Source organism: Paraburkholderia sp. SG-MS1 (genome assembly GCF_012275575.1).
In the GTDB taxonomy this organism is placed as follows: Bacteria; Pseudomonadota; Gammaproteobacteria; order Burkholderiales; family Burkholderiaceae; genus Paraburkholderia.
Map to the genome: position 1 here is coordinate 1 of NZ_NPIH01000270.1, position 17,158 is coordinate 17,158.

The window sequence follows — 17,158 nt, forward strand, 5'->3', positions numbered from 1 at the left end:
GGCCAGAAGCGCTTGAGCAGCGCGCGCACGCTCGGCCCCGCGAACAGTTGCCAGACGTTCGTGACGAACGACGGCAACAGCAGCAACGCGGCCGCCTGAGCGGGCAGCATCAGCGTGCCGAGCACGCCCATTGCGACGGTGGGCAGGCCCATGCCGGTCACGCCTTTTACGAAACCGGCCACGACGAAGGTCGCGGCGATCACGCTGGCATGCAGCGCAATCGAACCCGGAAGCAGACCGGAAAACAGAGTCGCAAACGAAGAGATCATCGGCCGATTTTTATTGAAGTAAGGTGAGCGATTTTCAATCGCCGCCGCGCAGTCCACAATGCGTAAGATACGTATCGTGACTTAGGCTGAGACTAAGGCTAAGGCTCGATTCCCTTTCCGCGTCTCCTGCTCGAACTACACGCTCATGCGCTTTGACCTCATCGATCTCCGGCTCTTTCTGCATGTACTCGACACCGGCAGCATCACGCACGGCGCCGCGCGCGCGAACCTGTCGCTGCCCTCGGCGAGCGCCCGGCTGCGCGGCATGGAGGACGCGCTTGGCATGCCGCTGCTCGAACGCGGCCGCCGCGGTGTCGAATCCACGCCGACTGGCGATACGCTCGCGCATCATGCGCGGCTCGTGCTCGGGCAGATCGAAAGGATGCAGGGCGAGCTGGGCGAGCATCAGGAGGGGCGCAAAGCCTGCATCCGCCTGTGGACCAATACCGCCGCCATCACCGAGTTCCTGCCTTCGGCGATCGGCCTTTTTCTGCGCGAACACCCGAACGTGCAGATCGATCTGAAGGAACGTCAAAGCAGCGAGACGGTCAAGGCCGTGCTCACGGGCGCCGCGGAGATCGGCATCATTTCCGATGCGGTCGAGCATGGCGCACTGCAGACGTTTGCGTTTGCCGTCGACAAGCTGGTGCTGATCACGAGCCGCGACGATCCGCTCGCCACGCGCCGGCGTGCCACGCTCGCGGAGGTGGCCGCGCGCGAATTCATCGGTCTCAGCGCGGACAGCGCATTGCACGCGTATCTCGGCGAGCGCGCTTTGCTGGCCGGTCAGCCTCTACGCTATCGCGCGCACATGCGCACCTTCGACGGCATCTGCTGCATGGTCGAACAGGGTGCGGGGGTCGGCATCGTGCCGGCCACGGCCGCGCGGCGCTATCGCGGTACGCCGGGCATTCGCACGATCGAGCTGGCCGAGAGCTGGGCCTCGCGCCAGTTGCTGGTCTGCATGCGCGAGCTGAACGCGATGTCACGGCTGGAAAAGGCGCTGGTGCGGCATCTGGCTGGAATCTAGCGATTTCGGACAGGGTTCGGCCAATCCGGTTGATATCAGCCAGATTTATCCAACTGGATATTTTTAATCGATTTGCCTGATTTGGCCTCGGTTCCTATCCTTGACGCACGACCGCCTGCAACCCATGCGCGCGGCGCCCGCACTGCTCACGCAGTGCGCATTGCAGCGTTATTTCTTGTCGGCAGAATCATGGAAAGAACCACCTTCAACGTACGTGTCGAGAGCGTGCGTGACGAAGCGCACGGCGTGCGCTCATTCAGCGTCTCGCGTCTGGATGGCCAGCCGTTCGACCACTACGAACCCGGCGCGCACATCGACGTAGTCGGCCCGTCCGGGCTCACGCGGCAATATTCGTTGTGCGGCGACCCGGATCAGCGCGACGCGCATCTGTTTGCGGTGAAGCGTGAAGACGCTTCGCGTGGTGGCTCGCGTGCGTTGCATGACGAGGTCACGGTCGGCAGCGAACTGACGATCGGCGCGCCGCGCAATCTGTTCCAGCTTGCGCCCGATGCCGACGAACACATCCTGGTCGCCGCGGGCATCGGCGTGACGCCGTTATTGAGCATGGCCTACCGGTTGCTGAAGCAGCGGCAGCGCTTCACGCTGCACTATTTCGCACGTAGCGCGGAGCACGCGGCGTTCTTGCCGTTGCTCTCACGCGCGCCGTTCAGCGCTCACGTGAAGTTTCACTTCGGCGTAACGCGCGAGCAGCTCGATACGGTGCTCGGCGATTGTCTGCAAGGCTCGCATGACGGCACGCATATCTATACCTGCGGCCCCGCGCCTTTCATGGATCGCGTGGTGGCGATCGGCGAAACGCGCGTCGCGCCGGACGCAATTCACCTGGAACGCTTTGCGGCGGAGCCGGCTTGCGCCGCCCTGAGCGGTGAAGCGGCGCCGCTCGACGCGTTCGACGTGCGGATCGCCAGCAGCGGCGCGACCGTGCGCGTCGACAAGGACACGACCATCGTGGCGGCGCTGGCGTCGATCGGCATCGAAGTGGACACGTCGTGTGGCGAGGGCGTCTGTGGCACCTGCATGATCGACGTGGTGAGCGGCACGCCCGAGCATCGCGACCATTGTCTGAGCAAAGCGGAACGCGCGAGCGGCAAGGTGATCTGCTGCTGTGTGTCGCGCGCGACGTCGCCGGTGCTCGTGCTGGATCTTTGAGGTGTTGCGGTGTTGCGGTGTTGCGGTTTTGCGATTTTGCGGTTTTGCGCGTGGCGTGTGATGACCGTCTAACCGCATGTTCGGCATTGCGCCATTGCACGATAGCGGCTTCATGCAATAGCAAAAGGTGCTGCATTCGCAGCACCTTCCCCACTCCGATCTCTTCCGCGACGCTTAACGGTCGTCGTCGCGAATCGACGATGCGTGCCGGCACAGCGCGCGCACTTCGACATCCATATACGGAAACAGCGGCAACTGGCTCAGCACGTCATGCAGATGCGCGGGGCTTTCTACATCGAACACACTGATATTCGCGTAGCGCCCGGCAATGCGCCACAAGTGCCGCCATACGCCTTCCTGCTGAAGTCGTTGCGACATCGCCTTTTCGTCGGCCTTCAGACGCGCGGCGCGTTGCGCATCCATGTCCGGCGGCAGATTGACGGTCATCTCGACGTGAAACAACATGCTTGCTCTCCTCGGGTGATCGATACCGCACTCGATGGGTAATCGACACATGATCAAAGAATGATCGGTAATGAAAGACCCTGGCTGACACGGCGAGCCACACGCCGTGCAAGCCAGGGTCCATAGATTCCTGCCCTACGTCCAAGCGCCTTTTCTCAACGCCTGCACAGCATCAAGCCTCGGCGCGCGCCCGTTCCACTTCGGCGCCTGGCAGATTGTCGCGTTCGTTGAACAGCGTGAAGTCGAAATCGATCAGCGCGAAGTTGCCTTCCACGCCATACGGTTTCCCGTCGGCGCCTTCGGCCTGCTTGAGCGCGGGCACGAGGCCGTCGCGCGTCGCGAAAGCGAAGTCGTCCCACAGATACGGATCGCCGTCGATGTTGATCTGTGTCGTCAGCTTGCGGCAATCCGGCGCGGAAACGAAGAAGTGGATATGCGCCGGACGATGCCCGTGACGGCCGAGCTGATCGAGCAGCAATTGCGTCTGACCTTGCGGCGGCACGCTATAGCCGACCGGCACGACGCTGCGGAAACTGTATTTGCCTTCGGCATCCGTGCGGATCGAGCGGCGCAGATTGAACGCCGGCTGCGATTTGTCGAAGTACGAGTAATTGCCGAGATGGTTCGCATGCCACACTTCGACCAGCGCATTCGCGAGCGGCTTGCCGTCCTCGCCGAGCACACGGCCGCGCATCACGAGCGTCTGCCCCGGGTCGGTGCCGTCGTCGAGCCGTGCGTGACCGACGCACTCCGGCGCGCCCGCCACATACAACGGACCTTCGATCGTGCGCGGCGTGCCGCCTTCGATACCGGCCTTCGCTTCGGCTTCGTCCAGACGCAGATCGAGAAAATGTTCGAACCCGAGACCCGCTGCCAGCAAGCCCAGCTCGCCGCTCTTGCCAGCTTCGCCGAGATAGTTCAGCGCGGTCCAGAATTCGTCGGGCTGCACGTCGAGATCTTCGATCGTATAGAACAGGTCCTGCACGATCCGGTTCACGATCTGCTTCGTGCGCGGATTGCCTTCACTGGTGGCGCTGTCGTTGATCTTTTGCAGCAGCGTATCGATGGCTTGCTTGTTCATGGGGTATCTCCCTGGTTTGATATTCTGGATGGCTAAGTTACGTAGCGGTAACGCTCGCGCCTTTGCGCGTGTCGCGCCGTAGACGGTCGATCTTGTCCCAGTCGAGCGAGATGCCGAGGCCCGGCGCCTGCGGCAGATGCAGCGCAAAATTTTCGTAGCGCAGCGGCTCGGTGAGAATTTCTTCGGTCAACAGCAGCGGTCCGAACAGCTCGGTGCCCCACTTCAATTCGCCGAAGGTACTGAAGAGTTGCGCCGACGCGATCGTGCCCACCGCGCCTTCGAGCATCGTCCCGCCATACAGGTCGATATTCGCAGCCGCCGCAATCGCGGCCACCTGCGCGGCGCCGCTCAAGCCACCCGATTGCGCGATCTTCACTGCGAAGACATCGGCGGCGCGCGCGCTCGCGAGCGCGAATGCATCCACCGGGCCGTGCAGCGCTTCGTCGGCCATGATCGGCACTTGGGCGAGATCGGTCAGGCGCTTCAGGCCCGCGCGGTTCCCCGCGGCGATCGGCTGTTCGATCAACGCGACGCCCGCGTCGGCGAAACGGCGGCCTGCCCAGATCGCTTCCGATTCGGTCCATGCCTGGTTCACGTCGACCCGCACTTCACCGCGTCCTTCGAGCGCTTTTCCGATCGCGGCCACATGCGCGACGTCGTCGGCCACTGCGCGCGAACCGATCTTCAGCTTGAAGACGCGATGGCGTTTCGTCTCGTACACGCGCTCGGCTTCGTCGATATCGCGGTTCGTGTCGCCGCTCGCGAGCGTCCATGCGACATCCACCGATTCGCGTACGCGGCCGCCGAACAACTCCGACAACGGCACGCCGACGCGTTGCGCCTGCGCGTCGAACAACGCGGTTTCGAGCGCGGACTTCGCAAAGCGGTTGCCTTGAAACAGCCCGCGCAGTGTCGCCATCGCGGCGCCCGGGCGGGTTGCGTCCATGCCTTTGAGCAACGGCGCGAAATACGTGTCGATGTTGACCTTGATGCTCTCCGGGCTCTCCTCGCCATACGCGAGGCCACCAATCGTGGTGCCCTCGCCCACGCCGACCACGCCGTCCGCGCAACGGATGCGCACCAGCACGAGCGTCTGGCAGTTCATCGTTGCGACCGAGAGGCGGTGCGCACGGATCGTCGGTACGTCGACGAGAATCGTCTCCACGCTCTCGATCTTCACGGGTGTTGCTGTCATTCGTTGCCCTCCTGAACGGCTTTAATCGCGAGCCCCATATTAGGAACAAACGCGCCAGGCAGTCCAACACTCATTCAGACTACTTCCATACTCTGGCGGTATGGAACGCGCGAGCGCGTTGGAGCGATGCGGCACAGCTCACGGCGGGCCCTGCGCGCGAACCCTCTACTGCCTTCGGCGGCTGTGCACTATTCTTTCTATTAGATAACGACGGCGACGTCCCTCCCTATCATGCGCAAGCGCGCTTCGACGGTAAGTAGCCGATTCATGCAATCCGATCCATCGACTCCCGCTGCCGGGCATGCCGCGAACCGCCCGCAAGGATGGCTGCGCTGGCTCCCCGGACTCGTGATGTTGAAGGGGTATCAGCTCAGCTGGCTGCCGAAGGACGTGACGGCGGGACTCGTCCTGACGACGATGCTGGTGCCGGTGGGCATCGCCTATGCCGAGGCGTCCGGCGTCCCTGGTGTCGTCGGTCTGTACGCGACGATCGTTCCGCTGCTCGCGTATGCGCTCTTCGGTCCGAGCCGGATTCTCGTCGTGGGTCCGGACTCCGCGCTTGCGGCGCCGATCCTCGCGGTCGTCGCGACGCTGGCCATGGGCGATCCGTCGCGCGCGATCGCGGTGGCCAGCATGCTCGCGATCGTCTCCGGCGTGTTCTGCATCGTCATGGGACTGCTGCGGCTGGGCTTCATCACCGAACTGCTGTCCAAGCCCATTCGATACGGCTACATGAACGGCATCGCGATCACCGTCCTGATCAGCCAGTTACCGCGGCTCTTCGGCGTCTCCGGCAACGGCGATGGTTCTCTGGCCATCCTGTTGGACCTGACACACGCCATCGTCGCCGGGAAAACCAACTGGTACAGCCTGGCGGTCGGGGCGGGCAGTCTCGCCCTGATCCTGCTGCTCAAACGTTTCGACAAGCTGCCCGGCATTCTGATCGCCGTGGTGCTGGCGACGCTGTGCGTCTACCTCTTCGACCTCGACGGCGCCGGCGTCAAGGTGCTCGGCAAAATCCCGCAAGGCTTGCCCGCTTTCGTGCTGCCGTGGGCGAGCGGCGCCGACCTCGTCAAGATCCTGCTTGGCGGATGCGCTGTGGCGTTGATTTCGTTTGCCGACACCAGCGTGCTGTCACGCACCTTCGCCGCACGGCTTCACAGCCGCGTCGATCCAAATCAGGAGATGGTGGGCCTCGGTGCGGCCAATCTCGCGGCCGGCTTTTTCCAGGGGTTTCCGATCAGCAGCAGCGCCTCGCGCACGCCAGTGGCCGAAGCGGCAGGCGCGCGCACGCAATTGACCGGCGTCGTCGGCGCGCTGGCCGTCGCGGCGCTGCTGCTGGCGGCGCCCAATCTGATGCGCTATCTGCCCAACAGCGCGCTCGCCGCGGTCGTGATTGCAGCAGCGCTCGGCCTGTTCGAAGTGAGGGACCTCAAGCGCATCTATCGCATCCAGCAGTGGGAGTTCTGGCTCTCGCTCGCATGCTTCGCCGGTGTCGCGGTATTCGGCGCGATTCCTGGCATCTGTCTCGCGGTGGTGATCGCGATCATCGAATTTCTCTGGGACGGCTGGCGGCCTCATTACGCGGTTCTCGGTCACGTGGACGGATTGCGCGGCTACCATGACATCAAGCGCTATCCACATGCCACGCGGCCCACGGGGCTTCTGCTGTTCCGCTGGGATGCGCCGCTGTTCTTCGCCAACGCGGAGCTGTTTCAGGATCGGCTTCTGGAAGCGGTCGACGACTATCCCTCGCCGGTTCGCCGGGTCGTCGTCGCGGCAGAGCCGGTGACGAGCGTCGACGTCACTTCCGCCGACATGCTGCGGGAACTGAGCCGGATTCTCGGCGAGCGCGGCATCACGCTGCATTTCGCCGAAATGAAGGATCCGGTACGCGACAAGCTGATCCGCTTCGAGCTGACTGACGTGATTGGCGAGCGCCACTTCCATCCCACGGTGGGCAGTGCGATCGACGACTATCTGAAGGAATCCGGCGCCGCCACGCATGAACATGGTACGGGGCCGCAGCGGCCATGACCGGCGTACGTGGCCTACCAGGCATACGCGAACGTTGACCATAGCCGCCCGCCTGCACTAACCTGCGCCTTCGCCGCATGGGCTGGCCTGTGCTCAGGAACGTTCGAGATCAATAAGAAAACCAGTACCTTAGGGGGCTGCATGGAACTTCGCCAACTCCGCTACTTCATCGCGGTTGCGGAAGAAATGAACATCACGCGGGCCGCCAATCGCCTGCACATGACGCAGCCGCCGCTAAGCCGGCAGATTCAGCAAATCGAGGAAAGCGTCGGCCTGCCGCTGTTCGAACGCGGGTCGCGGCCGCTGCGTTTGACGGAAGCCGGCCGCATCTTCTACACGCAGGCGAAGCGCCTCGTCGACGAAGCCGACGAACTCGCGCCGCTCACGCGCCGGCTCGCACAACTGGCCGAGCGCATCGTGATCGGCTTCGTGCCGTCCACGCTGTACGGCGCGCTGCCCGCCGTGATTCGCGCGTTTCGCGAGGCCGCGCCGCATATTGAGTTGTCGCTGATCGAAATGTTCACGATCGAGCAACTGGCCGCGCTCAAAGGCGGCCGGATCGACGTCGGCTTCGGCCGCCTGCGTTTTGACGACGCGCAACTGGCGCGCGAAGTGCTCGTCGAAGAACGCATGATTGCGGCGCTACCGCAAGACCATCCGCTCGCGCGGCAAAAGAAGCCGCTGACGCTCGCCGCGCTCGCCCAGGAAACGCTGATCGTCTATCCGAGCACGCCGCGGCCGAGCTATGCCGACCAGCAGCTTTCGGCGCTGCACGATCACGCGCTGGAGCCGAAGGCGATTCATGAAGTGCGGGAATTACAAACCGCACTCGGTCTGGTCGCGGCGCAAGTGGGCGTGTGCCTCGTGCCGGAAAGCGTGGAAGGTTTGCGCGCGCATGGCGTCGTGTACCGGCCGATTCCGGCGGCCAGCATCGCCTCGCCGATCATCATGAGCCGCCGTTTGCAGGACGGGTCGCCCGCCACCACGTTGCTGTGTTCGCTCGCGCGCGGGCTCTTCAAACGGACGTGACGCCGCCACGGCGTCACTGCGCGTCGAAGCGCCGCACGATGTCCGCCATCAGCGTGCGCAGCCACACGTTGCCCTCGTCCTGATCGAAATGCTCGTGCCAATGCATCGTGACCGCCGCGACCGGCAGGCTCACCGGCAACTCATAGATCTGAAAGCCGCCGCCGCGGTTGAAAATCTGCGCGAGGCGGCGCGGCAGCGTAGCGAACAGATCAGTCACGGCAAGCACGCTCGGCAGCGCGACGAAATGCGGTAATTCCAGCGCGATATGACGCCCGACGCCTTGCGCGCGGAACTCGTCGTCGAGCGCATGATGGCTGTGCTCGACCGACGTGATCTGCACGTGCGAGGCCTCCAGAAACGCCTTCAGACCCAGCTCCTTCGCGCGCGGCAAGCCGCGCCGCTTGCGCGTCATGCATACATAGGTTTCCTCGAACAACGCCTGATGGCGCGTGCGCGCGGTCAGCGTCGGCAGATTGCCGATGGCGAAATCGAGCCGGCTCGCGCGCAACGCGTCTTCGATTTCTTCGACCGGCAACGGCTCGACGCGCAATCTCACGCGCGGCGCCTGCTGGTGCAAGGCTTCGCAGATCGGCGGCAGATAAGCCAGTTCACCCGCGTCCGAGAGCGACAGCCGGAACGTGCGCGTGCTCGCCGCCGGATCGAAATGCTCCGCGTAACGCAGCGCTTCGCGAACCGTGTCGAGCGCGCGCGACACGATCGCCGACAACTCGAGCGCGATCGGCGTCGGCTGCATGCCGGCGCGCGTGCGAATGAACAGCGGATCATCGAACAGCGTGCGCAGACGCCCCAGCGAATAGCTGATGGCCGGCTGTGACAGCGCGAGCCGCTGACCGGCCCGCGTGAGGCTGCGCTCCTCGACGATCGCCTGAAAGACGCGCAGCAGGTTGAGGTCGACGTGGTCCAGCGAATTCATCGATATATCCATGCGGTTGATTTTAGTTTTCATTTTAGATCAATTTGACGCATATCAGTCACTCGGCGAGACTTTGCTCCATCGACCACACCCCCACTACACCGTCATGAGCGAATTGCCATATCAGACCGTCGATTCGAGCGCGCTGTACCAGCGCGCGCAGTCCGACCGCGTCGCCCCTTCGCTGTACTACGACCCGGCCGTCTTCGAAACCGAACTCGAGCGCATTTTCTACAAGACATGGATCTGGGTCGCGCACGAAAGCGAACTGCCGAACCCCGGCGACTTCCGCACCACGACGATCGGCCGCCAGCCGGTGATCGTCGTGCGCGACAGGAGCGGCGCGGTCAACGTGCTGCAGAACCGCTGCCGCCATCGCGGTGCGACCGTGTGCGAACAGCACAAGGGCAACGCGAAAGGCTTCATGTGCCCGTATCACAGCTGGACCTACGGCCTCGACGGCGCCTTGCGCGCTCTACCGTATGGCGACGGCTATGAAGGCGTGATCGACAAGACGGAGCTGCCGCTTGCGAGTCTGCGTGTGGGAATCTATCAAGGTTTGATATTTGCGAGCTTCAATCAGGAGATCGAGCCGCTCGAAGATTTTCTCGGCGGTGCGAAACCCTGGATCGATCTGTTCATGAAGCAGGGTGCGGGCTATCCGATCAAGGCGAACGGCGAACACCGTTTCCGCTTCAACGGCAACTGGAAGATTCAGCTCGAAAACACCACGGACCTCTATCACTTTCCGGTCGTCCACAAATCGTGGATGAAGTCGATCGACGACGAAACGGCCACCGCGATCACCCGTTTCATGACCAGCGAGGACGCGTTCTGCCGCTCGCTCGGCAACGGCCATAGCCTTGCGGTGCTCGTGCCCGAACTCGTCGATCTGGACATGGATGATGGCGCGCCGATCCCCGAACGCTTCGAGGCGCTCGCTGCATCACTAGCGAAAGATCACACGCCCGACGAGGTGCGCCGCGTCGTGCGCTCGCTGATGGGTGTCGGCTTCAACCTGAATCTGTTTCCGAATCTCGCGTTGTCGATGGCGTTTTTCCGCGTGCTGCGGCCCATTTCCGCGCACGAAACGGAAATCCGCCACGTCGCGCTCGCGATGGATGGCGGCCCGGACGAAGCGAACCGCGTGCGTCTGCGTATTCACGAACACTTCCAGGGCCCGTTCGGTTTCGGCAGCCCCGACGACGCAGAGGCCTGGGAGCGCGTGCAGCGCGGCTCGCAAGCCGGCCCCGATCTGCCGATTCTCGTGAACCGCGGTCTGAATCGCGAGCACACCGCATCGAACGGCGAAAAAACCGCGCACGCCACCGACGAAACCGGCATGCGCGAAGCGTACGCGCAATGGCGCACGATGATGGAGCAAGCATGATGGACGAGCGCAACACCCTGTTCTCGCAGAAGCTCTTCGCCGACGCGATCGAACTCATCTGGCGCGAAGCCGAACTGCTCGATCGCAAGGACTATCACGAGTGGCTGACGCTGTGGGACCCGGCGGGCTTCTACGTGGTGCCGATCGAGCCCGACGCCACCGACTTCGCCGCCACGCTGAACTACGCGTACGACGATCGGGACATGCGCGAAAAACGCGTGCAACGGATGACGTCCGGCTACTCGGCGTCGGCGAGCGACGCCGCCCGCACCGTGCGCACGGTCTCGCGCTTCACCCTGACGAGCGACGCCAGCGATGAAGTCACGGTGAACTCGGCGCAAGTGATCGTCGCGTACAAACGCGGCAAGGCGACGCTGTTCGCGGCGGACCTCACGCATCGAATCGGCTTTGCGAGCGGCGAGCCACGCATCGCGCAGAAGGTGATCCGTCTGATCGATTCGACCGATGCGTTGAGCGCGATCGGCTTCCTGCTGTGATCGCCAAACCGTGATCGACGAACCTGCGAACCTGCGAGCTTGGCGAAACGATGCCTACACTAGAAGTCTATCTACCGGCCGGACACGCGCCGGCGCGCAAGGCGGAACTGATCGCGAGTCTCACGCAGGCCACGGTCGAGGCGATCGGCGCGCCCGCTGAAGCGGTGCGGATTCTGCTGAGCGAATTGCCGCCGCACGACATCGGCCTAGGCGGCCTTTGCGCGAGCAATGCCCCTGGCGCACGCAGCCCGCTGTTGAGCATTGTCGCGATTCTGATCGCGGGCCGCACGCCCGCGCAAAAGGGCGCGTTGATCGCCGCGCTCAGCGAGACCGCCGCGAACCTGCTCGATACGCCATTGGCAGCCGCCCGCGTGATGATCAAGGACATCCCGAATACCGACTTCGGCATCGGCGGCCAGAGCGCGAAGTCACTCGGGCGCTAGCACCCTTTCCGCGCCCCCCGCGATACCGCGACAACAGCGAGCACACGATGCAAAACGATACGTTTTCCCCCGCGGCCGGCTTGCCTCCCGCGTCCGCGATGCCAGCTGCTTCGCGAACCTTGCGGCGAATCATCGTCGCCTCCGTGATCGGCAATGCGCTCGAATGGTACGACTTCTTTCTGTACGGCACGGCTGCCGCGCTGATCTTCGGGCCGCTGTTTTTCCCGCTGCACGGCGATCCGTTGCTCGGCACGCTCGCCGCATTCGCGGGCTTCGCGATCGGCTTTCTCGCGCGGCCGCTGGGCGGCGTCGTGTTCGGCCACATCGGCGACCGGCATGGACGCAAAGGCGCGCTGGTCTTCACGCTGATGATGATGGGCGTGGCGACCTTCGGCATCGGCCTGTTGCCGACGTTCTCGCAGGTCGGCTTTCTCGCGCCCGTCGCACTCGTGTGTCTGCGGATCGTGCAAGGCATCGCGTCCGGCGGCGAATGGGGCGGTGGTGTGCTCCTGATCAGCGAAAGCGCACCGGCCAACCGGCGCGGCTACTACGCGTCGTTCAGTCAATTGGGCGTAGCCGGCCGTTTCGTGCTGTCGGCGGCGGCGTTCTATCTGGTGCAGCGGCTGCCGCTCGAAAGCTTCATGTCGTGGGGCTGGCGCGTGCCGTTTCTCGCGAGCGTGCTGATCTTCGGTGTCGGTGTGTATATTCGCCGGCGCTTGCCCGAAAGCCGCGACTTCGCCGCTGCCAAACCGAAGCACATGCCGGTGCTGACCGTGCTGCGCAATCATCCGCAGCAGGTTTTGCAGGCGATGGGGCTGCGTGTCGCCGAAAACGGCGGCACGTATATCTTTCTGTCGTTCGTGCTCGTGTATGGCAAGACGGTCGGCGTGCCGGTTTCGGTGATGCTCGGCGGCGTGATGATCGCAATGCTGCTCGAACTCGTGACGATCGTACTATGGGGCCGGCTCTCGGACGTGATCGGACGGCGCCCCGTGTATATGATCGGCGCACTCGGCCTCGTGGTGATCGCGTTTCCGGCCTTCTGGCTGATCGACACGCATCAGCCACTCTATGTTTTCCTGTCGCTCGCGCTGGGCCTGCCGTTGTGCCACGCCGCGATGATCGGCACGCAGCCCGCGCTGATGGGCGAACTGTTCCCCACCGAAGTGCGCTACTCGGGCATGGCGCTCGGCCACGAAATCGCCTCGGTCTTTTCCGGCGGACTCGCGCCGCTGGTCGCGACCGCACTGTATGCGCAGGTCCGGGCGCCGTGGCCGGTTGCGTTGATGCTGATCGGCTTCGGCCTGATTACCGCGCTGACGCTCATGACCATTCCGAAGAACACGCACGCCGCGCATGATTAGGCCGGGCTCAGGCGGGCGGCGCGAGCGCGAGCGGCAACGTGAAGCTGCACTCGAGGCCGCCGTGGGGCGCCGGCTTCGCCCAGATCTCGCCGCCGTGCCGCATGACGATGTTCTTGCACAGCGACAAGCCGATGCCGTTGCCGCCCGCTTTCGACGACGAAAAGCCGTCGAAGAGGCGCCCGTACGCATCGGCGGGCACGCCGGGACCGTTGTCGATCACCTGGACCCGTGCGTGTTTGCCGCGCAGTTGAGTGACAAGGCGCAATTCGTTCTTTCGCGGCAGTGTGGGGTCCGCCTGCGTGCCTTGGCCCAGCGCGTCGATCGCATTGAACGCGAGATTGAGCAGCACCTGGCCGATCAGCACGCGCTCGACATAGACCGGCAACGGCTCGCCCGCCTGATCGATCGTGACCGTCACGCGCGCGTCGCGCGCGCGCAACGCGATGAAGTAAGCGGCGTCGGCGAGCACCTCGCGCAAATCGGCATGTGTCTCGCTCGGCTCGCGCCTCGCAATGTAATCGCGCACGCTCCGGATGATCAACGCCGCGTGCTCCGCCTGGCGATCGGCACTTCGCAGCCCCCACACGGCGTCGTCGAGCGAGCCGGGTTGCGCGAGGCGGCGAATCGCCCCTTCGATGAAGTTGCGCACCGCCGCGAGCGGCTGGCTCAACTCATGAGCGATCGCAGTCGCCATTTCGCCCATGGCGTTGTAACGCCCCGCATATTCGAGCAGACGCGCTTCGTTGCGGCGGGCCTCTTCGAGCGCGACCTCGTCGGTCACGTCGCGAAAGTGCAGCAGGCGGCCATTGAGGTCGTCTTCGATCTCGATGCGCCGGCACGTGATGCGCAGCCAGCCCGGCGCGCCGTCGCGGCGCGTGATCTGGTAACGCTGCGGCGCCGACGGCTGGATGCGCGGCGCGGCAGCAAGCTGCGCGAGCAGACGGTCGCGATCGGGCGCGCTGCAATAGTCGAGCAGGTCGCCCATCGGCGCGCCTTCTTCGAGACCGAGCACGCGCCGTCCGGACTCGCTGACGAATTCCACGACGCCCGCGGGCGTCAGCACCGCGACGCCTTCGCCGAGATCCTGCATGAATTCACGCAGCCGCGATTCGTAGCGCCGCAACGTCTGCTTGAGCGTGTCCTCCGCGCTGATGTCGCGGAACTGCACCATCACGACCGGGCGCGCGGCGAGCGGCACAAAGGTGGCAATTGCTTCGGACAGCATATCGGCGCCGCTGCGCGAACGGTAGCACCACTCGTAGACCTGCGGACCCTCGGTGATCGAACGGTCCATCGCGCCCACGCCGATCTCGCGCCGGTACTTCGGCACCGGGCGCGTCATGTCCTTGGCTTTAAGCGGCAACAATTCGTCGAGCGTGAAGCCGAGCGCCGCGCACGCCGCGCGGTTGGCCCACACGATCGCCTTGGTTTCGGCGTCGTGCAGCAGCACGCACAGCGTCAGCGCGTCGAGCAGGCGGTGAAAATCGGCTTCGGCGGGAAAAGTCATCGGGCACGGCGGCATACAGGTTCGATCGGGTGTGTGCAGAAACATAACACCAGTACCCGCAATCCGTATCTGAAGATTTCTTTAGACGACCCCGGCGCGTTACCTAAAAGCGCGCCCCGTATCCCAATTGAAGCGTTCTTTTTGCGTTCCTAGACTGGCCTCACTGTGCACGGCGAGTCTTCTTCGACCACACCGTGCGCCCTATTCCCGCCGATATCGAATCAAGGAGAAGCCCACATGTCCGCCACCGCCAGCGCCGTCGCCTCCGGCCCCTGCCCCGCGTCGATGAGCGCGCGCCTGCCGCTCGCCGACGTGATCGCCGTGATCGCCGCGCGCCGCGACGAATTCGACCGGCTTTCGCATGTGCCGCGCGACGTGATCGACAGCCTCAAGCGCGCGGGCATCTATCGCGCGGCCACGCCGCGGCGCTTCGGCGGCGATGCGCTTGCGCCCACCGCGTTTCTCGACATGATCGAACGGATTGCAGCGGCCGATGGTTCGGCCGCATGGGTCGCGAGCTTCGGGTCGGCCAATGTCTATCTGGCGGCACTCCCGCTTCAGACGCAGGCGCAGATCTACGCCGACGGACCCGACCAGGTGTTCGCGGGCGGCCTCTTTCCGGTGCAATCCGCGCAACCCGCGGATGGCGGCTGGCGCGTGAACGGCACCTGGAAATTCGCGAGCGGCTGCAAGGGTGCGGACTGGCTCGGCGTAGGCATCGGCACGGGCGGCGCGGGCGCACCCGGCAAACCGCGCACAGCCGTGTTCCGTGCACATCAGGTGGAGATCGTCGAGAACTGGGAGGTGGTCGGCATGCAAGGCACCGGCAGCCACGATCTGCGCGTGCACGACCAGTTCGTCGCCGATGCGTGGACTTTCGTGCGCGGCGGCGAACCGTGTGTGGACGAACCGCTGTATCGCTACCCGACCATCGCCTATGCGGCGCAGGTGCTCGCCGTAGTCAACCTGGGGCTGGCCCGCGCCGCGCTCGATGTCGCCAATCAGATGGCGGGCGGCCGCAAGACCACGACCGGCGCGCCGCAACTCGCCGACCGCGCGTACTACCGCATCGAACTCGCGAAAGCCGAGGCGCAATTGCGCTCGGCCCGCGCGTTCTTCTACGACACGACCGATCAGGTCTGGCAATCGATCCTCGCCGGCACACCCGTCACCGCCGATCAGGTCAGCCTGCTGCGTCTCGCGGCCACACAGATCGCACGCGAAGGCGCCGAGGTCGTGCAGCGCGCATACCGGCTCGGCGGCACGATGGCGATCTATCGCACGCATCCGTTACAGCGGCTGTTGCGCGACTCGATGGTCGTCACGCAGCACGCGTTTCTGGGTGAGGGCAACTATGACGGCGCCGGCGCGGTGTTCGTCGGCGTGCCCCCGATTCCCGGCTATCTCTGAGCGGACTGGGGATTCCGCACGCTGTGAAGTCACCCGATCACGTTCCGCTTTTGCCCCCTGTTCACACGATTTCAAGGAGAACCTACTCATGTCCACCTCGACTGGCAATCCGGCGCTGCCGCTACGCGTTCTGTTCTGCTGCGGCGTCACGCAGAATTTCTTCGATTTGCCGCGCGAGCAGATCGGCTCGGTGTGGCAGGCCTACGGCAAGATGCTGGCCGCGATCGAAGCGATGGAAGGCGTCGAGGTACTCGGCATCATGGACGACGACCGCCTCACCGTCGGCCACGCGGACAACTCGCCGTGGACCTTCTACATCATGGCCGACGTGCGCGACTTCGACACGACGGTCGCCGTGTGCAATCTGTATCGCACGACGCCTGTCGGCGAATACAACCTGTGGCGCTACGGCAAGATCGAAGCGCGCATCGGGCGCGCGTTGCAAGTGCCGCCGCAGCACGCGAGCGCATCGTGAACATGACCGAGCGCGATGCAATGCAGACGAACCCGGATACGCTGCGCGCGCTGAGCGAGCGGCTTGCCGCGCTCGAAGCCGAAACGGCGGTACGCGGCACGATGGCGCGTTATATGGCGCTATGCGATGTGCCGTGCGGCGCGCTCGAAGGCGAGACGCTCGCCGCACTGTTTGCCGACGATGCCGTCTGGGAAGGCATCGGCCCACAGTACGCCAACAAGTTCGGATGCCTGAAGGGTCGTACGGCGATCATCGCGATGCTCTCGCGCTACCTGCCGCCGTCGCCGCATTTCTCGGTGAACGTGCACTTGCTCACGTCGGAAGCGATCGAGGTGGGCGGCGCCGCCGCGAAGGGCCGCTGGATCATGCTGCAGGCGTCGGGTTACGTGGATGCGCCGGCGGAACTGATCTCGGCGCGTCTCGAAGTGGATTTCGCGCCAGCGGCCAATGGCCGCGACTGGCTCATCACTCACTTTCGCACCGAGCGCCTGTTCGATGCGCCGTGGCAAGTCAATGCAAGGACATCGAATCCATGAACGAGTTCATCCAGACCCTGTCGTTGGGCGGCACAGGAGCGTCGATCGCGATCAAGGACACAATCGACATCGCCGGCTATGCAACCACGGCCGCAAGCCGTGCGCTGGCCGACACGGCGCCCGCGGCAGAGCATGCGGAGGTCGTCGCGCGTTTGCTCGCGGCCGGCTGGCGCATCGTCGGCAAAGCGAACATGCATGAACTCGCGTTCGGCATGACCGGTATCAACGACTACACCGGCACACCGCAAAATCCGCAGGACGCTACGCGTATTCCGGGCGGCTCGTCGAGCGGTTCGGCAGCGGCGGTCGGTCTGAAGCTCGCGGAT

Annotated in this window: 17 protein-coding genes and 1 pseudogene; 12 read left to right on the forward strand and 6 right to left on the reverse strand. The window is 64.5% G+C overall.

Annotated elements, in window-relative coordinates; all coding sequences use genetic code 11:
* A pseudogene (locus tag CIC12_RS27390) lies at positions 1-269 on the reverse strand (hypothetical protein); the annotation flags it as partial.
* Positions 270-414: 145 nt separating this feature from the next.
* Between CIC12_RS27390 and CIC12_RS27395 the strand changes: the two are divergent.
* A complete protein-coding gene (locus CIC12_RS27395; protein WP_168668811.1) occupies positions 415-1,299 on the forward strand; it encodes a LysR family transcriptional regulator in 885 nt (294 codons plus the stop codon).
* Between the two features lie 189 nt (positions 1,300-1,488).
* A complete protein-coding gene (locus CIC12_RS27400) occupies positions 1,489-2,469 on the forward strand; it encodes a PDR/VanB family oxidoreductase (protein WP_168668813.1) in 981 nt (326 codons plus the stop codon).
* 174 nt (positions 2,470-2,643) lie between these two features.
* On the opposite strand, the gene catC is transcribed toward CIC12_RS27400, so the two are convergent.
* The 3 genes from catC to CIC12_RS27415 form a co-directional block, all read right to left on the reverse strand.
* The gene (gene catC / locus CIC12_RS27405; protein ID WP_121318070.1) at positions 2,644-2,934 is read right to left on the reverse strand and encodes a muconolactone Delta-isomerase; all 291 of its coding nucleotides are present in this window, start codon (positions 2,932-2,934) and stop codon (positions 2,644-2,646) included.
* Between the two features lie 172 nt (positions 2,935-3,106).
* Positions 3,107-4,015 carry a catechol 1,2-dioxygenase gene (gene catA, locus CIC12_RS27410; RefSeq protein WP_168668815.1) on the reverse strand — a complete coding sequence of 303 codons (909 nt, stop codon included), beginning with the start codon at positions 4,013-4,015 and terminating at the stop codon, positions 3,107-3,109.
* Between the two features lie 37 nt (positions 4,016-4,052).
* Positions 4,053-5,210: a muconate/chloromuconate family cycloisomerase gene (locus CIC12_RS27415; protein WP_168668817.1), complete on the reverse strand. Its 1,158-nt coding sequence runs from the start codon at positions 5,208-5,210 to the stop codon at positions 4,053-4,055.
* A gap of 267 nt (positions 5,211-5,477) precedes the next feature.
* Between CIC12_RS27415 and CIC12_RS27420 the strand changes: the two genes are divergently transcribed.
* Together CIC12_RS27420 and CIC12_RS27425 are read left to right on the forward strand one after the other, a co-directional pair.
* Positions 5,478-7,247, forward strand: a complete 1,770-nt coding sequence (locus CIC12_RS27420) for a SulP family inorganic anion transporter (protein WP_168668819.1) — start codon at positions 5,478-5,480, stop codon at positions 7,245-7,247.
* A 141-nt stretch (positions 7,248-7,388) separates the two neighbouring features.
* Positions 7,389-8,276, forward strand: coding sequence for a LysR family transcriptional regulator (locus CIC12_RS27425; RefSeq protein ID WP_168668820.1), 888 nt, complete (start codon positions 7,389-7,391; stop codon positions 8,274-8,276).
* Positions 8,277-8,289: 13 nt separating this feature from the next.
* Here CIC12_RS27425 and CIC12_RS27430 read toward each other — a convergent pair whose 3' ends face one another.
* Positions 8,290-9,210, reverse strand: a complete 921-nt coding sequence (locus CIC12_RS27430; protein WP_168668822.1) for a LysR family transcriptional regulator — start codon at positions 9,208-9,210, stop codon at positions 8,290-8,292.
* A gap of 106 nt (positions 9,211-9,316) precedes the next feature.
* Here CIC12_RS27430 and CIC12_RS27435 point away from each other — a divergent pair, with 106 nt between their 5' ends.
* The 4 genes from CIC12_RS27435 to CIC12_RS27450 are packed head-to-tail and all read left to right on the forward strand — an operon-like array spanning position 9,317 to position 12,904.
* The gene (locus tag CIC12_RS27435) at positions 9,317-10,600 is read left to right on the forward strand and encodes an aromatic ring-hydroxylating oxygenase subunit alpha (RefSeq protein WP_168668824.1); all 1,284 of its coding nucleotides are present in this window, start codon (positions 9,317-9,319) and stop codon (positions 10,598-10,600) included.
* Complete coding sequence (locus tag CIC12_RS27440; RefSeq protein ID WP_168668826.1) at positions 10,597-11,097, forward strand: aromatic-ring-hydroxylating dioxygenase subunit beta; 501 nt, start codon at positions 10,597-10,599, stop codon at positions 11,095-11,097. Before CIC12_RS27435 ends, CIC12_RS27440 begins: the two co-directional genes overlap by 4 nt.
* A gap of 50 nt (positions 11,098-11,147) precedes the next feature.
* Entirely contained in the window at positions 11,148-11,540 is a 393-nt protein-coding gene (locus tag CIC12_RS27445; protein ID WP_168668828.1) for a tautomerase family protein, read from the forward strand.
* 47 nt (positions 11,541-11,587) lie between these two features.
* Positions 11,588-12,904: an MFS transporter gene (locus CIC12_RS27450; RefSeq protein WP_168668830.1), complete on the forward strand. Its 1,317-nt coding sequence runs from the start codon at positions 11,588-11,590 to the stop codon at positions 12,902-12,904.
* A 7-nt stretch (positions 12,905-12,911) separates the two neighbouring features.
* Here CIC12_RS27450 and CIC12_RS27455 read toward each other — a convergent pair whose 3' ends face one another.
* Positions 12,912-14,411, reverse strand: coding sequence for a PAS domain-containing sensor histidine kinase (locus CIC12_RS27455; RefSeq protein WP_168668832.1), 1,500 nt, complete (start codon positions 14,409-14,411; stop codon positions 12,912-12,914).
* A 237-nt stretch (positions 14,412-14,648) separates the two neighbouring features.
* On the opposite strand from CIC12_RS27455, the gene CIC12_RS27460 reads away from it, so the two are divergent.
* From CIC12_RS27460 to CIC12_RS27475, 4 genes are all read left to right on the forward strand, one after another.
* The gene (locus CIC12_RS27460) at positions 14,649-15,821 is read left to right on the forward strand and encodes an acyl-CoA dehydrogenase family protein (protein ID WP_168668834.1); all 1,173 of its coding nucleotides are present in this window, start codon (positions 14,649-14,651) and stop codon (positions 15,819-15,821) included.
* An 88-nt stretch (positions 15,822-15,909) separates the two neighbouring features.
* Entirely contained in the window at positions 15,910-16,296 is a 387-nt protein-coding gene (locus tag CIC12_RS27465) for a hypothetical protein (protein ID WP_168668836.1), read from the forward strand.
* Positions 16,297-16,298: 2 nt separating this feature from the next.
* Complete coding sequence (locus CIC12_RS27470; protein ID WP_238812917.1) at positions 16,299-16,832, forward strand: nuclear transport factor 2 family protein; 534 nt, start codon at positions 16,299-16,301, stop codon at positions 16,830-16,832.
* On the forward strand, positions 16,829-17,158 hold a 330-nt coding region (locus CIC12_RS27475; RefSeq protein ID WP_274597580.1), incomplete at its 3' end, for an amidase family protein. The genes CIC12_RS27470 and CIC12_RS27475, both read left to right, overlap by 4 nt.

Excerpts from the sequence above, each read along its gene's own strand:
- CIC12_RS27435 (WP_168668824.1), top strand. The coding sequence starts at position 9,317 with ATGAGCGAATTGCCATATCAGACCGTCGATTCGAGCGCGCTGTACCAG.
- CIC12_RS27445 (WP_168668828.1), top strand. The coding sequence starts at position 11,148 with ATGCCTACACTAGAAGTCTATCTACCGGCCGGACACGCGCCGGCGCGC.
- CIC12_RS27430 (WP_168668822.1), bottom strand. The coding sequence starts at position 9,210 with ATGAATTCGCTGGACCACGTCGACCTCAACCTGCTGCGCGTCTTTCAG.
- CIC12_RS27425 (WP_168668820.1), top strand. The coding sequence starts at position 7,389 with ATGGAACTTCGCCAACTCCGCTACTTCATCGCGGTTGCGGAAGAAATG.
- CIC12_RS27455 (WP_168668832.1), bottom strand. The coding sequence starts at position 14,411 with ATGACTTTTCCCGCCGAAGCCGATTTTCACCGCCTGCTCGACGCGCTG.
- CIC12_RS27465 (WP_168668836.1), top strand. The coding sequence starts at position 15,910 with ATGTCCACCTCGACTGGCAATCCGGCGCTGCCGCTACGCGTTCTGTTC.
- CIC12_RS27395 (WP_168668811.1), top strand. The coding sequence starts at position 415 with ATGCGCTTTGACCTCATCGATCTCCGGCTCTTTCTGCATGTACTCGAC.
- CIC12_RS27460 (WP_168668834.1), top strand. The coding sequence starts at position 14,649 with ATGTCCGCCACCGCCAGCGCCGTCGCCTCCGGCCCCTGCCCCGCGTCG.
- CIC12_RS27450 (WP_168668830.1), top strand. The coding sequence starts at position 11,588 with ATGCAAAACGATACGTTTTCCCCCGCGGCCGGCTTGCCTCCCGCGTCC.
- CIC12_RS27400 (WP_168668813.1), top strand. The coding sequence starts at position 1,489 with ATGGAAAGAACCACCTTCAACGTACGTGTCGAGAGCGTGCGTGACGAA.
- CIC12_RS27420 (WP_168668819.1), top strand. The coding sequence starts at position 5,478 with ATGCAATCCGATCCATCGACTCCCGCTGCCGGGCATGCCGCGAACCGC.
- catC (WP_121318070.1), bottom strand. The coding sequence starts at position 2,934 with ATGTTGTTTCACGTCGAGATGACCGTCAATCTGCCGCCGGACATGGAT.
- CIC12_RS27440 (WP_168668826.1), top strand. The coding sequence starts at position 10,597 with ATGATGGACGAGCGCAACACCCTGTTCTCGCAGAAGCTCTTCGCCGAC.
- CIC12_RS27470 (WP_238812917.1), top strand. The coding sequence starts at position 16,299 with ATGACCGAGCGCGATGCAATGCAGACGAACCCGGATACGCTGCGCGCG.
- catA (WP_168668815.1), bottom strand. The coding sequence starts at position 4,015 with ATGAACAAGCAAGCCATCGATACGCTGCTGCAAAAGATCAACGACAGC.
- CIC12_RS27415 (WP_168668817.1), bottom strand. The coding sequence starts at position 5,210 with ATGACAGCAACACCCGTGAAGATCGAGAGCGTGGAGACGATTCTCGTC.